We start from the raw sequence: 17,154 nt of genomic DNA on the forward strand, positions 1-17,154 counted from the left end.
ACCAATAGCGGTGAAACGGTCAAGCACTCGGACATGCTTCACGTCGATGCCGCCACCCAAAAACGTATGGGTGTTCAGATGGCCACCGCCAGCGTGTCTGAAATCAGCCGCTCTATACACGCCTTCGCTACCATCAGTGCCGACGAAAGCACCACGGTCTCCGTCAACCCAAAAGTTGAAGGATTTCTTCGGCGTGTAAACGTACAAGGCGTAGGCCAGCCAGTACGTCGTGGCCAAGTCCTTTACGAGATTTACTCGCCCGAACTTCAGCAGCGTCAGCGCGAATACATTGATCTACTCGTGCGCAAGGACGGCTTGCTGGGCGACAGCATGGCCATTGTGAGCTCCAATAGCGCAATGGTTGGCAGTTTATCCAAAGAAAAATTCCGGGCGCGGGAGCGCTTGCTCTCTGCCGATATGAGTGCCGATCTGATCGACCAACTAGAAAAAAGCCGTCGCGTTATCGACGTCATACCTGTCCGCGCCGCGCATGATGGCGTCGTGACCGTACTGGGTATGCACGAGGGAAATTACGTCAACCCGATGCAGCAAATCCTCGCATATGCTGACTACAGCGTGGTTTGGGCCGAGGTAGCGCTGTTCCCAGATCAACTCGAATGGGTGCGTAACGGTGACAATATGGTATTCCGCTCGGGGATTGATAAGACCATCATCCAGACCGGAAAAGTAAACACAAGTACCTTACAAATTGATCCGGCCACGCGCACCGCAAAGCTGCGTCTGTCTCTGAATAACCCACGTGGTGCGTTTCGCCCAGGCGCGTTCGCAGATGTGGACATCCAGTCCAATTCCAAGCGAAGCCTGACTATTCCTCGTGATGCCGTGATTCGCACTGGCCATGGCGACTTCGTTGTCATCGCTGAAGCAAATGAGCACTTCCGCAGCGCACGCGTTCAGCTTGGTGTTGAGAGTAGTGAGCTGGTAGCTGTCCAGTCTGGTCTTAAACAAGGCGACCAGGTCGCTGTGAATGGCCAGTTCCTGTTGGATGGTGCTGCGTCGATGCAGACACTACAAGCACGCCTGGACAACAATACGCCTGCTAAGCAAATGGACGCGGCACCGATGCCTATGACCAGGCATGATCACTCGATGACGGGGATGAAGCCATGATAGCCCGCATCATCGACTGGTCGGTACGCAATCGTTTGATTGTGCTTGCTTTGTGCCTATTGCTTCTCATAGGCGGCATCGAATCCTTGTTTCGACTCAAACTCGACGCCCTTCCCGACCTGTCCGATGTGCAAGTTATCGTCAAGACCGACCTGCCGGGCCAATCGCCGCAGCTGGTAGAAGACCAGCTTACGTACCCGTTGGCCGCGTCGCTGCTTTCAGTTCCGGGCACGAAGGCCGTTCGCGGATTTTCAATGTTCGGCGAATCTTATGTTTATGTGATCTTCAAAGACGGGACCGACCTTTATTGGGCACGCTCGCGTATTTTGGAGAGCCTCAGCCAGTCGACTGGCAAGTTGCCCGCCGGCGTAGCGCCAACACTGGGACCTGATGCGTCCGGCGTAGGCTGGGTATTTGAGTACGCACTTGTCGACAAATCGGGCAAGACCTCCCCGGCCCGCCTGCGCGCATTACAAGACTTCTACCTCAAGCTGGAACTGCAATCTGTCCCCGGCGTGGCAGAAGTTGCGACGCTGGGCGGGCTGGGTCGCCAATTCCAGGTGGAGGCAGACCCTGCCCGCTTGGCCGCACACGGCGTGACCATGGAACAGCTCTCGCAAGCCGTGAAGGATGCAAACCAAGCAGGTGGCGGCGCCCCCATCGAAATGGCCCGCGCCGAATACCTGCTGCGCTCCAACGGCTATTTAAAAAACCCGTCCGACTTCGACAATATCCCTGTTCAGACCGACGCCGGCGTTCTCCGCTTAAAGCAGCTAGCCAGTGTCACTACCGGTCCACAGCAACGTCGAGGCATCGCTGATCTCAACGGCGCGGGTGATGTAACCGGCGGGATCATCGTTATGCGTCACGGTGAGAACGCGATGACCACAATCGCTGGCGTGAAAGAACGCCTGGAACAGCTGAAGAAAGGCTTACCGCCAGGCGTTGAGATCGTTACGACTTATGACCGTTCTAGCCTGATTGAACGCGTAGTACATACACTGCGTGACAAGCTACTCGAAGAATCCATCGTAGTGGCCATAATTTGCGGCGTTTTCCTGTTCCGAGTGCGTTCTGCCTTGGTCGCTATCGTAACGCTGCCCCTCGGTATATTGGCAGCGCTCTGGATCATGCGTGTTCAAGGTGTGTCAGCCAACATCATGTCGCTTGGTGGTATTGCTATCGCTGTGGGTGCGATGGTCGATGCCGCCATCGTCATGATTGAAAACATGCATCGCCATCTCGAGAAACAGGAAGCCCACGATATCTGGGTGGTTGTCCGTAAGGCAGCTACTGAAGTTGGTCCCGCGCTATTTTTCTCACTCATCATCATTACCATTTCATTCCTGCCAGTGTTCACGCTGAGCGGACAGGAAGTTCGATTGTTTGCGCCCCTGGCATACACTAAAACCTATGCCATGGCAGCTGCAGCAATGCTGGCCATCACCCTTACGCCGGTACTAATGGGCTATGCGATCAATGGCGAGCTTCCGCCCGAGTCCGCGAATCCAGTCAATCGCTTCCTCAAACGACTCTATCGGCCGGTACTGAACGTTGCACTAACTCGCCCGAGGGCTACTTTGGTCCTGGCCACTATCTTGCTGGCGACAGCAGCGATTCCCTTTAGCCGCATCGGCAGCGAATTCATGCCACCGCTGGACGAAGGCGATTTGCTATATATGCCGACGACGCTTCCTGCTATATCCGCTGCCGAAGCCGCAAATCTACTACAGCGCACTGATGCCATCATCGCGGCGATGCCGGAAGTTGAACGTGTTTTCGGCAAGGCCGGCAGGTCTGACAGCGCGACCGATCCAGCACCGTTGTCGATGCTGGAGACGACCATTATGCTCAAGCCGAAGTCCGAATGGCCGATCGGTTCAAGCAAGAATAACGCGGAGCTTATCGCGAAGCTTGACAAGACCGTGCGCCTCGCCGGACTGACCAACTCCTGGGGCTTCCCGATCAAGACGCGCATCGACATGCTATCGACGGGTATCCGCAGTGCATTGGGCGTAAAGATCAGTGGACCCGACGTGGCTACGCTCGAGAACCAGGCTAAGCAAGTCGAATCCATGTTGCGTATGCTTCCTGGAACTCGCTCAGTGTTTGCCGAGCGAGTCCAGTCGGGACGCTATATCGATGTTGAAGTCTTGCGCGAAGACGCTGCCAGGTATGGTCTTTCGGTTGCAGACATCCAACGCGCCATACAAATGGCAGTTGGCGGCGAAAGCATCAGTACTGTTATCGACGGCCGCGAGCGTTATCCAGTCACGCTCCGCTTCCCGCGCGGTGACAGAGACGGTCTCGGGACATTAGAAGAGATCCGCCTAAAAGGTGCTGGTGGTTCGGTAGTTCCACTTCGTGAAGTCGCGCGCCTGACAATCGCAGACGGCCCTACAGAACTTAAGAGCGAGAACGCACGCCCAGTTGCATATGTGTTCGTAGACCTTTCTGATGCCGATGCGGGTCGCTATTTGGAACAAGCACAGAAATTGCTGAATGAACACCTGGTCTTAGAGCCGGGCTATACCCTATCTTGGCAAGGTCAATATATGAACTTCAAGGAAGGAAAAGCTCGCCTGTGGAGTGCAATCGTAATGACTTTGCTGCTCGTCTCGGCACTGCTATTCCTGCACTTCCGTGATGTGCGTAAGGTAGTGCTCGTTTTGGCTTGCCTTCCTTTCTCCGTAATTGGCGGAATCTGGCTGACCTATCTCCTTGGATATCAATTATCGGTTGCTGTGGTAATCGGCTTGATTGCACTGGCCGGCGTCGCTACCGAGTTCGGCATTGTGATGTTGCTCTATTTGGATCAAGCGCTGGAGGAACAACCAGGCAATCCTTACTCCGCGATTCTGACAGGCGCTCTGTTACGTCTGCGTCCGAAGGCAATGACTGTCGCGGTCATCCTGGGCGGGCTGCTCCCGGTGATGCTCTCCGATGACGCGGGTGCCGATGTAATGAAGCGAATCGCCGCGCCGCTTATTGGAGGCATGATCACCGCGCCACTGTTCTCTCTCATTGTTATTCCCGCAGTCTATTGGCTTGCGCTTCGTCCTAGCGCGGCCTCGGTCAGTCGGGAGGCATTGGCATGAAAGCGCTCTTAAACCTCTTGCGCTCCATGCGGTTCGCTATCGCGATCCTTACCGTAGTGGCTGTCGCCGCAACCACAGGGTCTGTCCTCGAACAAAGCCAACCTGCAGTCGTGTATGTGAGCCACTACGGCGAGTTCTGGGCCACGTTCTTCAGACTATGTGGATTGACCGATGTCTATCACGCGTGGTGGTTCTTTGTACTGCTCGCCTTTATGGCGTCGTCCACTGCCCTATGCCTTTGGCAGAATATCCCATCTATGGTGCGCGATATGCGCGCCTATCGGGAGAACAAAAGCTTAGCGAGCCTACGCGGACTTGAGCATCATGTTGAATTTAATCTAGGTACTGAAAAGGCGCCGCAGGCTGGGTTGGCATCCTATCTTACGTCGCAAGGCTTCAAGTACAAACATACCTTTATAGCCGGGGGATCCATGCTGGCTGCGCGTACTGGAAGTGCTAGGCGCCTTGGGTACCTACTCGTTCATGGCGCAATGGTACTGATCTGTGTCGGTGGACTCATCGACGGCAACGTATTCTTGAGACTCCGACTTTGGACTGGTGACGTAAAGGTTGAGACCCGTGACCTGGCCCCCGACCAAGTACCTGCCGCAAGCAAACTGGGCGCGACAGAAGGCTCGTACCGCGCGAGTATGACTATCCCTCAAGGCGAGGTGGCGCATACAGCTCTGATTCAAATGGGCGAAGGCTACCTGCAACAAGAATTGCCATTTTCGGTAAGGCTGAAGCAGTTCCGAATAGACCACTATGCAAATGGGCAGCCGAAGGACTTTGCGAGCGACATCGAAATTATCGACGGGGAACAAGTAGTCCCGGCGACGCTTCAAGTCAATCATCCATACACCTATCGCGGCGTGACCCTGTTTCAGTCGGGATTCGCTGATGGCGGAAGCAAAGTAAAGCTCGGCATGCTTCCATCTAAGGGCAGCTCGGCCCAACAACAACCTGTCAGCGGTGCTGTCGGCCACGGAACTCCTCTGTTGATGGATGGGGAACCTGCAACCCTAGAGTTCACTGAGTTACGGGCAATCAATGTGTTTGACAAAGATGACGTTCGGGACAAAAACTGGAACTCTCGGGGTAAACCGGGTGATCGGACGCGCGATGTCGGCCCCTCGGTTGCCTTCCGGATCAGGGATAAGCTCGGCCAGTCGGACGACTGGCTCGTATATCAGCGCGCCGTAGAAATCGATAGCGCCAAATATCGTTTGATCGGACGTCGGCACGCCCAAGAAGATGCCATGCGCTATCTGCGAATTCCTACCAGTGCGAACGGCTCGTTGGCAGCCTACACGCGCCTGATCAACGCGATGGGCGACCCACAATCGCGTGCCCGAGCCGCAAAAGAAGTCACCGCGAAAGTGGTCGATGTGCGTCTCGCTTCAACCCTGGAAAAGACATCCGAAGCATTGATGGCAGGCTTTTATTCCAAGGGCTATCGCGCCTTGGTCGACATGGTGCAGACAAATGGCGATAGCGAGCAAGAGCTCAAGATTGGGCAGCTCTACCTGCAGCTGCTGGAGCGATCGGCTTCACTCTTATTGGCACTGGATACCGAAACGACGCCACGATTCGTCCACGATGCCCTGAATGCGTACAACGACACTCTGGAAATGCAGCTTCCGGCACTGTTTATCTTCGAGAGCTTCGAACAGGTCAATGCAACGGGATTACAGGTAACTCATGCACCTGGCGCGGCGTTGGTTTATCTAGGCGCGGCTCTTCTCGCTATGGGGGTCATCGCAATGTACTTTGTTCGAGAGCGCCGCATCTGGCTCCATACCCAAGGCGAAAACCTGTTGTTGGCTTTCAGCGCCAATCGTTACACCCCTGCCCTGCAGGCTGAATTTGATCGGCACACCGACGCGATTGCGCAATTGGTGTGCGGCTCTCACGTTTCACCTATCCCCTAACCGGCACCTATGAGGTAACCAAGATGCTTGCGTATTCAAACTCTGTTTTTACCGACCCTGAACGTCGGAACGCCTTTCTTAGACACGGCATATTCGTGGCCGCGCTAGTTGGCGCCACCTGCTTCGCCTTGTTGCGGTACTCATCGCAAATGGACATGTTCGATACCGCAATCCTCGTGGTTAGCGCAATCGGTCTTGGCTGTATGGCGGTCGCGTGGACATCCCTCCAACCGCTCTCCATCAGCGCTGCAGTGCTTGCGCTCACAGCGATTGCACTCTACAAAAAGCAGTTGGCTGCGGCGGAGCACGTTTTCCTGCTCAAGTACTTTCTGTCGAGCCAATCAGCCATTATGTGGATGGGGCTGAGCTACTGGGCCTCCACCGTGCTGTACGCGTTGGGCTGGATCCGCAAATCCAACTACTGGATGACTCTCGGCACGCGCACTGCATGGGGTGGTTGCCTTTTCGCACTTGTCGGATTGTTGACGCGTTGGTATGAGTCATATCTGATGGGCCCGGACATCGGCCATATACCGGTATCAAACCTGTACGAAGTGTTCGTGCTATTCAGCTTCCTTACCACTATGCTTTATCTACATATAGAGCAGCACTTCGGCAGCCGCCAGTTAGGCCTGTTCACCATGGTATTGGTCAGTGCAGCGGTTGTGTTCATGTTTAAGTACGGTATGAGCGCACACGAGATTCAGCCGCTAATCCCGGCATTGAAGTCTTATTGGATGAAAATTCACGTGCCTGCGAACTTTATCGGCTACGGCGCGTTCTCTATGGCAGCGATGTTCGGCGCGGCATGGTTGTTGGCCGACCATCCGTTCTTCGCTAGTCGCCTTCCGAGCCGTGTGTGGCTTGATGAACTTTCCTACAAAGCGATTGCGCTCGGTTTTGTATTTTTCACGATCGCGACCATCCTTGGAGCGCTGTGGGCAGCAGAGGCTTGGGGCGGCTACTGGTCTTGGGACCCGAAGGAAACCTGGGCACTAATAGTCTGGCTAAACTACGCAGCGTGGCTACACACCCGCTTGGTGAAGAACGTTCGTGGCGCTCTCCTCGCTTGGTGGTCCCTGGTAGGCTTCGTTATCACGCTGTTTGCTTTCTTGGGCGTGAACATGTTCCTGTCCGGCTTGCACTCGTACGGTAGTCTGTGAGGTGGTCGGTGGATATCACTCAAGCAGTAGTTCTAAATCTAGCGTTTGCACTGATCTTGGCCAACGTGCCTTTCTTGCGACTTGCCACGGTCCGTCGCTGGCACCCGGCATGGAATGACTTTATAGGCTGGGTAGCGGGTTACGCGTTGTGGATGTCGGCGTCGCTGATGCTGGAGGCCGCGTCTGGAAAGATGGTAAATAAGAGTTGGGAAGTGTGGGCAATCACGTCTGCCTTATTTGCCTTAGTTTCCTTCCCCGGCATCGTTTGGCGCCACCTGCTCCAGAAATGAAATTTTTAAGAAAGTGCTGATTCGTCGTTAAAGAGGTATTTACTTTACTTGTATAAATACGCTGGCAAATCTATAATTCGCTATGGGAAAAATACTCCGAAATCGGACACTGTCGTTGATGATCGCGATCTTTGCGATCATCACGAACGTGCTTAGTCCGGAAGTATTATCCCAGGTCCAAGGCCAGGTGAAAACGTCGTCTGGACTCGAGATTTGCCACGCCATGTTGTCGATGCAAATGGGATCCGAGATGGATGTCATAAACGCGTCGGACCAGGACCAGGCTCCACGCGACGGCATGATGAAAGGCCACGCTTGCTGCAAAGTCTGCGTGTGTCATCCAGCTGCGACTGCTCTCCTCACAGCATTTTACGTACCAAATCTTCTACCTCCTTCGCATGACACTTTGCCCGCACCTGGCAAGGTCTGTGTCGCACCGGGCATATTTAGTACCAAATCCAGCCCACGAGGACCACCTTCGCTCGTTTGACACCTTTACTGCATCCCCAAAATACCGATTGCTATGCACTCAGGGGAAGTCACGTCTAAACGATTCGGACTCTCGGCCAATGATGCCGCGTCCGAATGCAAAGGAATTCCAATGTCTTCGAAAAATCACTCCAAACTTTGCGATCTGCAACGCGGCCTCGCAACCCTTTTCACACTCTCGGCGATGACCACAGCCATGCTGCACGCACGCACTGCTTATGCTGCGGACGCAGAGGCCGACGCAGGTGTTGCGCAGACTATGTCAATGGTCACTATCAGCGCTGGCCGGCCCACATCGCTGCCTACACAAATCCCAACCACTATTGAGGGCATTACCGCCGCTCAAATTGAAAGGAGCATTAACGCCGTTGATGCGGAGGACGCGCTGAAGTACTTCCCTAGCCTGAACGTTCGCAAGCGCTACATCGGCGACTATGACCACGCCGTCTTGGCTAGCCGCGCATCTGGCACAGGCAACAGCGCGCGGTCCTTAGTTTATGCGGACGGCATACTGCTCTCCAACCTGCTCGGCAACGGCGCCACCTTCACGCCCCGCTGGGGCATGGTCACGCCTGACGAAATCGAACGGGTCGACGTACTGTACGGCCCCTTTTCCGCCGCCTATCCAGGTAACTCCGCCGGTGCGGTAGTGGACTACTTGACCAGAATGCCAACTTCGCTAGAAGCGCATGCGCGACTGTCTGGTTTTAGCCAGGGCTTCAAACAATATGGCACAAACGAGCGATTTGCGGGCCGCCAAGGCAGTCTATCCGTTGGCAACAAGGCTGGTAACCTGTCTTGGTGGATCAGCCTGAGCCATCTGGACAACGATGGCCAGCCCATCACATTTGCAAATAAATTGGTTAGTGCCGGTACGCCAGGTAAAGGCGGTACTCCAGTCGCTGGCGCCGTGGCAGACAAAAATCCGTCGAACGCAGACTGGTTGATTCTTGGTGATACCAACCAGACTCATACCGTTCAAGACCATGCAAAAATCAAACTCGCTTACGACATCACGCCGACCGTGCGCGCCAACTACACCTTGGGCTGGTGGAAGAACGACGCGGACCGCCATGTCAACTCGTACCTGCGCGACAGTGCAGGCAATTCGGTCACCAGTGGCGCCATCAATGTTGCAGGCCGCACGTTCACCCTGACGCCAGCGGACTTTGCGCCAGCTACCGGTGAGCTAGAACATTGGATGCAGGGCCTTTCGCTCAAGAGTCATACCAAAGGCGAGTGGGACTGGGAACTTGCGGTCAGTAACTACGACTATAAGAAGGACGAAGTTCGCACGCCGACCGTTTTCTTATCTTCTCCGGGAGCGAAGGTCGGAACGCTGACCGACGCGAGTGGCAGCGGCTGGAGTACGCTCGCGGCTAAAGGGATTTGGCGCCCGTATGCGGACAATAGCCATATCGTCGACTTCGGCGTGCAGCGGGACAGCTTCCGCCTGCGCACGCTGGTGTCCAACACTGGCGAGTGGACCTCCGCTACCGCCGGTACGAAGGTATCGAGCTTCAATGGCGATACCCGGTTAGAGAGCGTTTATGCACAGGATACGTGGCGCTTCGCTCAAGACTGGAAGACAACGATCGGCGGGCGCCTTGAGCGCTGGGAAGCCTATAACGGCAGCCTGGGTAGCAGTACATCGGCCAAGAAATTTGCCGAACGTAGCGAAACGAGCTTCTCGCCGAAATTCGCGCTGTCCCACGAACTGGACGATAACTGGACGGTCAAGGCTTCGGCCGGCCGTGCGGTACGCTATCCGACCGTGTCTGAACTCTTCCAAGGCGCGATCATCGGCGATACGTTGATGAACAACGACCCGAACCTGAAACCAGAACGCTCTGTGACCACCGAACTGACCGCCGAGCGCAAACTCGAAAAAGGCTTGCTGAGGGCGACATACTTCCATGAAACCACGCACGATGCGTTGTACTCGCAGCGCAATGTCAATGTCACTCCTAATGTTACCAACATCCAGAACGTAGGCCTCATCCGCACAAAGGGCCTAGAGCTGGCCGCGCAAGCCGATGACGTCCTGTGGACGGGCCTGGAATTAAACGCCAGTGCTACCTATACCGATTCAACCATCATCGACAACCCGAACTTCCCGGCCAGTTTGGGTAAGGAGCAGCCACGTGTGCCGAAGCAACGTGCAACGCTGCTGGCCAGCTACCACCCGACCGATGTCTGGTCGGTCAGCCTAGGTGCCCGTTACAGTGGCAAGCAATGGGGAACCTTGGATAACTCCGATCCGAACGGCTCAAACTACACCGGCGTATCGAGCTACTTCGTTACCGATGCACGACTGCGGTATCACTTCGATAAACAGTGGAGCGCCTCCATAGGCATAGATAACATCGGCAATAAAAAGTACTGGGCGTTCCATCCCTACACCCAGCGTACCTTTATTGCTGAGCTTCAGTTTGATATGCGATAAGAAGGAACGCGGATGACTAACTCTAATACTTACGGGCATTCGTCCCTGGCGGTTGTCTTTACCGCGTTGCTGGTCATGGCTGCCGGCTCGCAAGCGGGGGAGCAGGAACACGTCCATGGCGAAGGAACTGACACAGCGCCGGTGGCCCACCCAACAAGCCACAAAATGAGGGCTCAGCTCGGCAGTTCCGCCGCTTTCGATAGTCATGGCGTTCTGTGGATGGTAGGTCGAGACAGCTCCGATCTCGGCGGGTATCTTGTACTCCAGAAGTCAGCCGACGATGGAAAAACCTGGGGAAGCAAATCACGCATCAGCTCCGAGCCAGTTGTTGCAAGCGGAGATGAGCGCCCCCGTGTTAACTTCGGTTGGCACGACGAGATCTACGTTACGTACAGTCGACCTTTAGAGAAGCCCTACACGTCCGAAGTGCGCTTCATACGTTCAGATGACGGCGGAGCCCATTTTAGTGCTCCTTTGACGGTACACCGCGATAAGCAGGTCATCACGCACGGCTTTGCATCGACGGAGGTCGATTCCGAAGGAATTATCTACGTAACTTGGGTAGACAAGCGTGACCAACAAGACGCAAAGGACAGTGGGGCGGCATACCCTGGCGCCGCTCAGTACTATGCGGTGTCAAAGGACGGTGGCAGGAGCTTCAGTGGCGACTACAAAATTTCCGATCACACCTGCGAGTGCTGCCGTAGCTCCATAGCGGTCAATCAACGGGGGCGCCCTGCCCTGTTGTGGCGCCATATCTTCGCACCGAATATCCGAGATCACGCAATTGTCGAGTTGACGCAAGATGGCAAGCTTGGTCAACTCGAACGAGCCAGTTTCGATAACTGGGCAATTGACGCGTGCCCACACCAAGGCCCCTCGCTCGCCTTCGGTCCAGACGGCCGCCGTCATCAAACTTGGTATTCCGGTGGGACCGACAACGGCGGACTTTACTACGCTAGCCAGAATCGTGACGGGAACCTCGGTGTGCCGATGCGCTTGGGCACCGACCAAGCAGGCTATGCAGACGTTGCAGTTAGTGAATCCCAGGTCGAAGTCGTCTGGAAGGAATTTGACGGCGTCACAACGCATGTTAATGGGATGAGCTCGCAAGATGCGGGACTAACCTGGAAGACGTGTGTCTTGGCGTCCACAACGGGCGCATCCGATCAGCCACGACTTGCCACCAAAGGACGCCGCATATTTCTGGTATGGCGTACCGAGCTCAAAGACGCTTTCGTAGTCAGACTGCCAGGGGGCTGCTCATGATTCGCAGACTTCTGATGATGGTCGGCCTCCCAGCAGTAATCACACTGTGCGCTGGTGCAATTGCGGCGCCAAACATCGGTGCTTTCGAATCGGATGGTATGGCTCGGATAATCGCTAGCGAAGCTGGCCGCCCCTTCGTTCTCGTGGTCTGGTCGCTGGACTGTACCTACTGCCACGCAAGCATGAAAAACCTCGCTGCTACAAAGGGCGGGCCTGACTTCGACGTCGTTACGCTTGCTATCGAGTCAGCTGACGATCCGAAGAATGCGGACGCAATCGGCACCGCGACATCACACTTGGGAGCGCGTGCGATCAATTGGGCCTTCGGTGATGAACCGGCGGAACAGCTTCGGTATCAAATTGATCCGAAATGGCACGGTGAGCTTCCGCGCAGTTATTGGTATGACGCCAACGGAAGGATGGTATTCGTGCATTCTGGCTTACTTACGCCAACTACCATCCTCGAAACTAGATTAAAAATTGGAGGTGACTCAGCCCGCGTGCACTAATCGAGAATTGAAAAAAACGACAAATCTAATTCAGCCAAAGGAAAAAGAATGGCACGTACAGATAATTTTAGAAAGCAACATGTGGAGATATTGTCGATTGCTCGAGAGATCAACCAGCAATTAGACCCAGTTGTTTCGGAGGAAGATGCTACCCGAATCCGTCGCCGGCTCAGCAAGATGCACGGGTTAGTGGAACTTCATTTGGCCATGGAAGATAAAAGTCTTTATCCATCGATGTTGCGCAGCGACGACTCTGTTGCGCGCGCACTCGCGCAACGCTACTCCGATGAAATGGGCGATCTTGCGCTCGCCTTCGATAATCATATGAGGGCATGGACAAGCAGTGCGTCGATTAGCGGCGCCGCGAACGTGTTCACCGAACAAACGAAGGGGATCTTTAACGCGTTATCGAAGCGCATTCATATGGAAAACACTCAGCTCTACCCGGTAGCAGACGCCCTTCCATAAATGCGTGATTATCTGAATACTCTGCCATGAAGCATGATTTCGTCCGCCGTCTATGAAAACCTCGGGCGGAGAGAAAGCCTCAGGTGATGGCTACCCAAGCACCTGCATGAAACTTTAGCCCATGATTGGAGTCCGATTTGGCAGAGTATTCCGATTCTCTCGGACGCCCCGTTATTATATACAGACCTTGATCCTCAGGGTTTTGGCCAGCCAAGTTCGGCATGATTGCTGCCCCCAATCGTCCATGATCCCGGGGGTGTTGTCACCGAACTTGGTGGCTGGCTGGTGATCGCTGATGGGGACTTGGTCCAGAGAAAATCCTGTGGCCATCCGTAACCTGGATGCCGAGACCTGCTGCCGTAAGTCGTTGGCCATTAGAACTTCTTGTAGCGGGAGGTCGCATGGACGCGATTGAACATTACGATACTGTAGACGTCTTTATTAGCATTGATGTTGGCAAGGCCAGTGACGGTCGCCAGAGCGGAGGGCATCCTGGTGGCATATCTTCTCGGCCGTGCCATGCGTCGAATTGCGGATCTGCACGCTGGCGAAGCCAAGACCGATGCACGAGATGCCGCCATCATCGCCGACGCGGCACGCTCAATGCCACATGCACTGCGTTCACCTCGTCTCGATGATAGTTGGCGGAACTGACCATGCTGTGCGGCTTTGACGATGATCCAGCCGTCCAAATTATACAAACAAGCAACCGTATTCGCGGACTTTTTGACACAAATCTATCCAGCCCAGGAGCGTGTGCTTGGCCCTCGACTTGATCACCCGGCCGTGCTGGACTTACTACAGCGGCCCCCATCACCGGCCAGCACTGCCGCCGCCAGCGAGAAGAGCCTGGTGAATAAACTCAGCAAGCTCGCACCGAGAATGGGGAAAGGCTTGGCCCATGAGATTTGCCTGGCCCTTTCTGAGCAGACGGTGATTGTGCCAGGAACGAACGCAGCCACGATTGTCTTGCCGCGCCTGACGCACCAGCTCGCGGCACTACGTGGTCAACGTGATGACGTCGCCCAGGAAGTTGAATGACTGGTGCAAGCGCCCCCTCTTTATTTGGTCCTGACCAGCATGCCAGGAGTCGGCGTCAGGACCGCTGCCCGACTCCTTACAGAGGTCGCCGCCAAAGCCTTCACCTCGGCCTCCCCGCCCTCGCAGCTTATGCCGGGCTGGCGCCTATTACCCGTCGATCCTGCTCCTCGATTCGAGGCGAACATCCATCGCGAGGCGGGAACAAGGTGCTCAAGCGAGCATTGTTCCTGTCGGCCTGTGCGGCACTGCGAGCCCCTGTCTCGCGAGCTTAATATGCGCACAAGATCGGCCAAGGAAAACGGCACAACCAAGCGCTGATCGCTCTCGCCAAGCGCCGCTGCGACGTCATGTACGCCATGTACGCCATGATGCGAGATGGAGCACTTTATTGTTCCACGCCGCTCACAACTGCTTGACGAAGGAAATAGGGACACTCCCCTTTCCAGCAGGACTTGACGGACCCGCTAATCGTATCCCCACCGCTCACGTTCGCGCATACGCAATTTTAATAGCTCAGGATCGCATGGCGACATAGCATTCACAGGCATTCTTGTCCAATAGAGATCGCTCCGATTTCAAAGTGAGCGCCGCAACACATGCTACACCCGCCGTTAGATCTGTGAGCACCTCCCTTGAGCCCTTGGCTAGCCTCTCCCCCCGTGCTCACGTCCAGGTCCTCGCTGCGATTACGCCACTTAAGGCTTCGCCCCTTGAACAAACTGATTGCTGAATGCCTGCGGACACCTATCCAATGGATTAAACGACTCAATATACCCGGCGAGCGGGCACGAAGAACTGGACGCACAACTGGCGAGACTTGGACCAGACGACGGCGATTCCAAGGAGTAGAAGCCCAGGTTAGGAGCCTCGTATCGGTTGAGTAATGAGTCATAGCTTCTCCGGGTTGTTATCACGACCAGCAAATAAGATTCATTATACATGTATCTTTGTTTCCTGTATTTTCCGATTGTAGTTAGCGATGCCTATCTACATTGGGGCTATGCCCGGGAATGGAGTGGCATTGACCAATGCTACTCGGATGTCCATGTCCCAAAGCGAGATCCTAGTGATAACCCCCAGGCGGCTCATGCGTCACTCCTTGTTGTCACCCTGCTTTGTGCGAATACCCAGCGCTCGGTAGATGGTGCACCAAGACAGGTGTGCAGTCGCCAACATGACTGGAGACATGAGCCCAAGCCAACGCCATACATCAGTCCGGATAAAAAATAGGGCCAATGCAACGGCCAAGCCTAGGCAACCTATGTCACGAATAAAAACTCAAGACATGGGTCGGCTGGGTCTGGCGTGGCGTGGCGTGGCGCGGCTGCAGGTGGGCAGGGCGACGATTGGTCCCTTTACTTTCCCAACAATTGGCACCCTGCGGAAGCACCGCAGCAGACTATTATGAGCTTTTATCACAGTACAGAGGCACCTGTGCATTTCAGTTTCTCGAAATCAAAAATGGCAAGCGACGCTTCAATAACGTGGTGGCATGCAGCCCCGCCTATCGCTGCTCTTTTTTACCCTTTCTTCCTCAAAGGCTTTAGCCTGCTCGTAGACACGGAAGTGTCTCTGGCAACACTTATGCTAGCCATGGCAATGTCTGTGCCGATTCTTGCTTTTTTTGTCGCTTGGAATCTAGGTAAAGCAGCGCATCCAATCGTTTCAACAGTTCGTCTAAAAAGCATCGCTTGGCTAGCTATCGCCACCCCTCCAATGTTCACTGCTGACGGGGTTTTAACATATATGGGGGGCCAAGCTGTCTCCGAAATAACTTTGTGGGTTATGTTCTGGGCTATGGCATCGGTCATCGCATTGATCACCGCGCGTAACTCGCGAACCTCGGTCGTGATTACTTTTCCAAATGCCAAGAACTTTTCATCGCCAAGACTTCGTGTAGCGCACGGTATAAGCGCAGTGGTAATCCTAGTTCTCTTCTTAACAATGCATCTGACCAACCATTTAGCGGGAGCTGTAAGTGAGGCAGAACATCGCCACTTGATGGATATCTTCCGAGTAATATATCGATCACGAGCTATTGAGCCTTTCGTTGTACTTCTTTTTCTATTTCAAGTCCTTTCTGGGCTGGTGCTGCTGCGAACAAACAGTCATCGACCGGCAGATTTTTACAAAACCCTGCAATTGGCATCTGGTGGGTATCTTGCATTTTTTATTCTTGCCCACATGAACTCTGTATTCATTTATGCGCGCAGATTTGCAGGGATAAAGACGGACTGGGATTTTGCGACGGGAGCCCCTACCGGCTTGCTGCACGACCCCTGGAATATTCGATTAGTACCTCACTATTACCTCGGGGTTTTTCTCATTATTACTCATTTGGTTCTCGCCGCGCGCGTGGTCTGTATTGCTCACGGCATGCCACCCAAGCGAGCTAACTTCAGCTCGAAGCTCGGGATAATCATCGGAGCTGTCATCGCCGCGATTATCATGCTCGGCATGACTGGACTACAAATTGGTAACTAAAAATCGCCCCGCGTTTAAGCTATTGCCGTGAACCTACCTCCAGGGAGATTCAACATACAAATCAACCGGACCGGCTCAGCAACCTGGAAAGGCGGCATCAAAGATGGCAACGGCAGCATCTCCACCGAGAGCGGCGCGCTATCAGCACATCCATATGGCTTCGCCAGCCGTTTCGAGGGACGTCCCGGCACCCAACCCTGAAGAGCTGATCGGCGCAGCCCACGCCAAGTAGCAATAGACCTCCCAAATTGCGAACAGGCCGCTCTCGAGGTTTAATCTTGCTAAACGATTTCGTAATGGTTTGCGGGCTTGGTACATATAGTTCTCTCAGATTCTCAGTCAAACACAGAGGACGGTCGTAGAGCTCCGTTATCGTATCATCAGATGTCGACATACGCCGATTACCAAGCACAAATTGCAGCACTTCAAGAACAGGCTGAAGCTGCGCGCCGGGGTGAAGTCGCTGGGGCCAAAGCGAAAATCAAGGAACTGATGGATACCTACGGCCTGACGATCAATGACCTGCCAGGCGCCGGCAAGAAGAGCGGCGCGCCTCGTGCTGCGGTTCCCGCAAAATATCGCGACCCAGCATCTGGCTCCGAATGGACCGGCCGTGGCCGCGCGCCGCTTTGGCTCGCTGGCAAAGACAAGGAACAGTTCCTGATCAAATAAGAGGTTCCCCTAGCGACACTGAATGCCGGCTTTATGGGGCTCAATGCCGTTCCGTGTGGAATTTGACATCGGGTAACATGTCGGTTACATCCACTTTCTGAGTTCACGAGTCCCCGATGAGTATTGGCGTCGAAACCCTGTTCACCACCGCGCTGGGCCTGCA

General features: G+C 54.7%; 13 protein-coding genes and 2 pseudogenes. 14 read left to right on the forward strand and 1 reads right to left on the reverse strand.

Annotated features, from left to right (window positions below):
* Positions 1-33: 33 nt before the first annotated feature.
* The 11 genes and pseudogenes from KVP70_RS31620 to KVP70_RS31670 all read left to right on the forward strand — a co-directional run.
* Complete coding sequence (locus KVP70_RS31620; protein ID WP_217946351.1) at positions 34-1,131, forward strand: efflux RND transporter periplasmic adaptor subunit; 1,098 nt, start codon at positions 34-36, stop codon at positions 1,129-1,131.
* Positions 1,128-4,229, forward strand: coding sequence for an efflux RND transporter permease subunit (locus KVP70_RS31625; protein ID WP_217946352.1), 3,102 nt, complete (start codon positions 1,128-1,130; stop codon positions 4,227-4,229). Before KVP70_RS31620 ends, KVP70_RS31625 begins: the two co-directional genes overlap by 4 nt.
* Positions 4,226-6,160 carry a cytochrome c biogenesis protein ResB gene (locus tag KVP70_RS31630; RefSeq protein WP_217946353.1) on the forward strand — a complete coding sequence of 645 codons (1,935 nt, stop codon included), beginning with the start codon at positions 4,226-4,228 and terminating at the stop codon, positions 6,158-6,160. The genes KVP70_RS31625 and KVP70_RS31630 overlap by 4 nt, the downstream gene beginning before the upstream one ends.
* Before the next feature lie 155 nt (positions 6,161-6,315).
* The gene (ccsB, locus tag KVP70_RS31635) at positions 6,316-7,323 is read left to right on the forward strand and encodes a c-type cytochrome biogenesis protein CcsB (protein ID WP_229225226.1); all 1,008 of its coding nucleotides are present in this window, start codon (positions 6,316-6,318) and stop codon (positions 7,321-7,323) included.
* Positions 7,324-7,331: 8 nt separating this feature from the next.
* On the forward strand, positions 7,332-7,613 hold the full coding sequence (locus KVP70_RS35455) for a DUF2818 family protein (RefSeq protein WP_217946355.1): 282 nt from the start codon (positions 7,332-7,334) through the stop codon (positions 7,611-7,613).
* A gap of 118 nt (positions 7,614-7,731) precedes the next feature.
* Entirely contained in the window at positions 7,732-8,103 is a 372-nt protein-coding gene (locus KVP70_RS35460; protein ID WP_369698900.1) for a DUF2946 family protein, read from the forward strand.
* 111 nt (positions 8,104-8,214) lie between these two features.
* On the forward strand, positions 8,215-10,548 hold the full coding sequence (locus KVP70_RS31650; RefSeq protein WP_229225227.1) for a TonB-dependent receptor: 2,334 nt from the start codon (positions 8,215-8,217) through the stop codon (positions 10,546-10,548).
* A 12-nt stretch (positions 10,549-10,560) separates the two neighbouring features.
* Positions 10,561-11,817 carry a sialidase family protein gene (locus tag KVP70_RS31655; protein ID WP_217946357.1) on the forward strand — a complete coding sequence of 419 codons (1,257 nt, stop codon included), beginning with the start codon at positions 10,561-10,563 and terminating at the stop codon, positions 11,815-11,817.
* A gap of 14 nt (positions 11,818-11,831) precedes the next feature.
* Positions 11,832-12,326 (forward strand): TlpA family protein disulfide reductase, encoded by a 495-nt coding sequence (locus tag KVP70_RS31660; protein ID WP_217946358.1) that lies wholly within the window; start codon positions 11,832-11,834, stop codon positions 12,324-12,326.
* A 48-nt stretch (positions 12,327-12,374) separates the two neighbouring features.
* Positions 12,375-12,794, forward strand: a complete 420-nt coding sequence (locus tag KVP70_RS31665; protein WP_217946360.1) for a hemerythrin domain-containing protein — start codon at positions 12,375-12,377, stop codon at positions 12,792-12,794.
* Positions 12,795-13,250: 456 nt separating this feature from the next.
* Positions 13,251-14,251: pseudogene (locus tag KVP70_RS31670) on the forward strand (IS110 family RNA-guided transposase); the annotation flags it as partial.
* Between the two features lie 676 nt (positions 14,252-14,927).
* Here the strand turns inward: KVP70_RS31670 and KVP70_RS35465 are convergent.
* Positions 14,928-15,083: a YgaP family membrane protein gene (locus KVP70_RS35465; RefSeq protein WP_217946361.1), complete on the reverse strand. Its 156-nt coding sequence runs from the start codon at positions 15,081-15,083 to the stop codon at positions 14,928-14,930.
* Positions 15,084-15,239: 156 nt separating this feature from the next.
* On the opposite strand from KVP70_RS35465, the gene KVP70_RS31680 reads away from it, so the two are divergent.
* The 3 genes and pseudogenes from KVP70_RS31680 (at position 15,240) to KVP70_RS31685 (ending at position 16,991) form a co-directional block, all read left to right on the forward strand.
* Positions 15,240-16,319 carry a hypothetical protein gene (locus KVP70_RS31680; RefSeq protein ID WP_217946362.1) on the forward strand — a complete coding sequence of 360 codons (1,080 nt, stop codon included), beginning with the start codon at positions 15,240-15,242 and terminating at the stop codon, positions 16,317-16,319.
* A gap of 60 nt (positions 16,320-16,379) precedes the next feature.
* Positions 16,380-16,545: pseudogene (locus KVP70_RS34540) on the forward strand (OsmC family protein); the annotation flags it as partial.
* A 158-nt stretch (positions 16,546-16,703) separates the two neighbouring features.
* The gene (locus KVP70_RS31685; RefSeq protein ID WP_217946363.1) at positions 16,704-16,991 is read left to right on the forward strand and encodes an H-NS histone family protein; all 288 of its coding nucleotides are present in this window, start codon (positions 16,704-16,706) and stop codon (positions 16,989-16,991) included.
* The last annotated feature ends 163 nt before the right edge of the window (positions 16,992-17,154 follow it).

Origin of the sequence: Duganella violaceipulchra (genome assembly GCF_019166075.1) — a bacterium.
GTDB lineage: Bacteria > Pseudomonadota > Gammaproteobacteria > Burkholderiales > Burkholderiaceae_D > Rugamonas > Rugamonas violaceipulchra.

Coding starts and splice junctions, on each gene's coding strand:
- KVP70_RS31620 (WP_217946351.1), top strand. CDS start 34: ATGCTTCACGTCGATGCCGCCACCCAAAAACGTATGGGTGTTCAGATG.
- KVP70_RS31625 (WP_217946352.1), top strand. CDS start 1,128: ATGATAGCCCGCATCATCGACTGGTCGGTACGCAATCGTTTGATTGTG.
- KVP70_RS31630 (WP_217946353.1), top strand. CDS start 4,226: ATGAAAGCGCTCTTAAACCTCTTGCGCTCCATGCGGTTCGCTATCGCG.
- ccsB (WP_229225226.1), top strand. CDS start 6,316: ATGTTCGATACCGCAATCCTCGTGGTTAGCGCAATCGGTCTTGGCTGT.
- KVP70_RS35460 (WP_369698900.1), top strand. CDS start 7,732: ATGATCGCGATCTTTGCGATCATCACGAACGTGCTTAGTCCGGAAGTA.
- KVP70_RS31650 (WP_229225227.1), top strand. CDS start 8,215: ATGTCTTCGAAAAATCACTCCAAACTTTGCGATCTGCAACGCGGCCTC.
- KVP70_RS31655 (WP_217946357.1), top strand. CDS start 10,561: ATGACTAACTCTAATACTTACGGGCATTCGTCCCTGGCGGTTGTCTTT.
- KVP70_RS31660 (WP_217946358.1), top strand. CDS start 11,832: ATGATGGTCGGCCTCCCAGCAGTAATCACACTGTGCGCTGGTGCAATT.
- KVP70_RS31665 (WP_217946360.1), top strand. CDS start 12,375: ATGGCACGTACAGATAATTTTAGAAAGCAACATGTGGAGATATTGTCG.
- KVP70_RS31680 (WP_217946362.1), top strand. CDS start 15,240: ATGAGCTTTTATCACAGTACAGAGGCACCTGTGCATTTCAGTTTCTCG.
- KVP70_RS31685 (WP_217946363.1), top strand. CDS start 16,704: ATGTCGACATACGCCGATTACCAAGCACAAATTGCAGCACTTCAAGAA.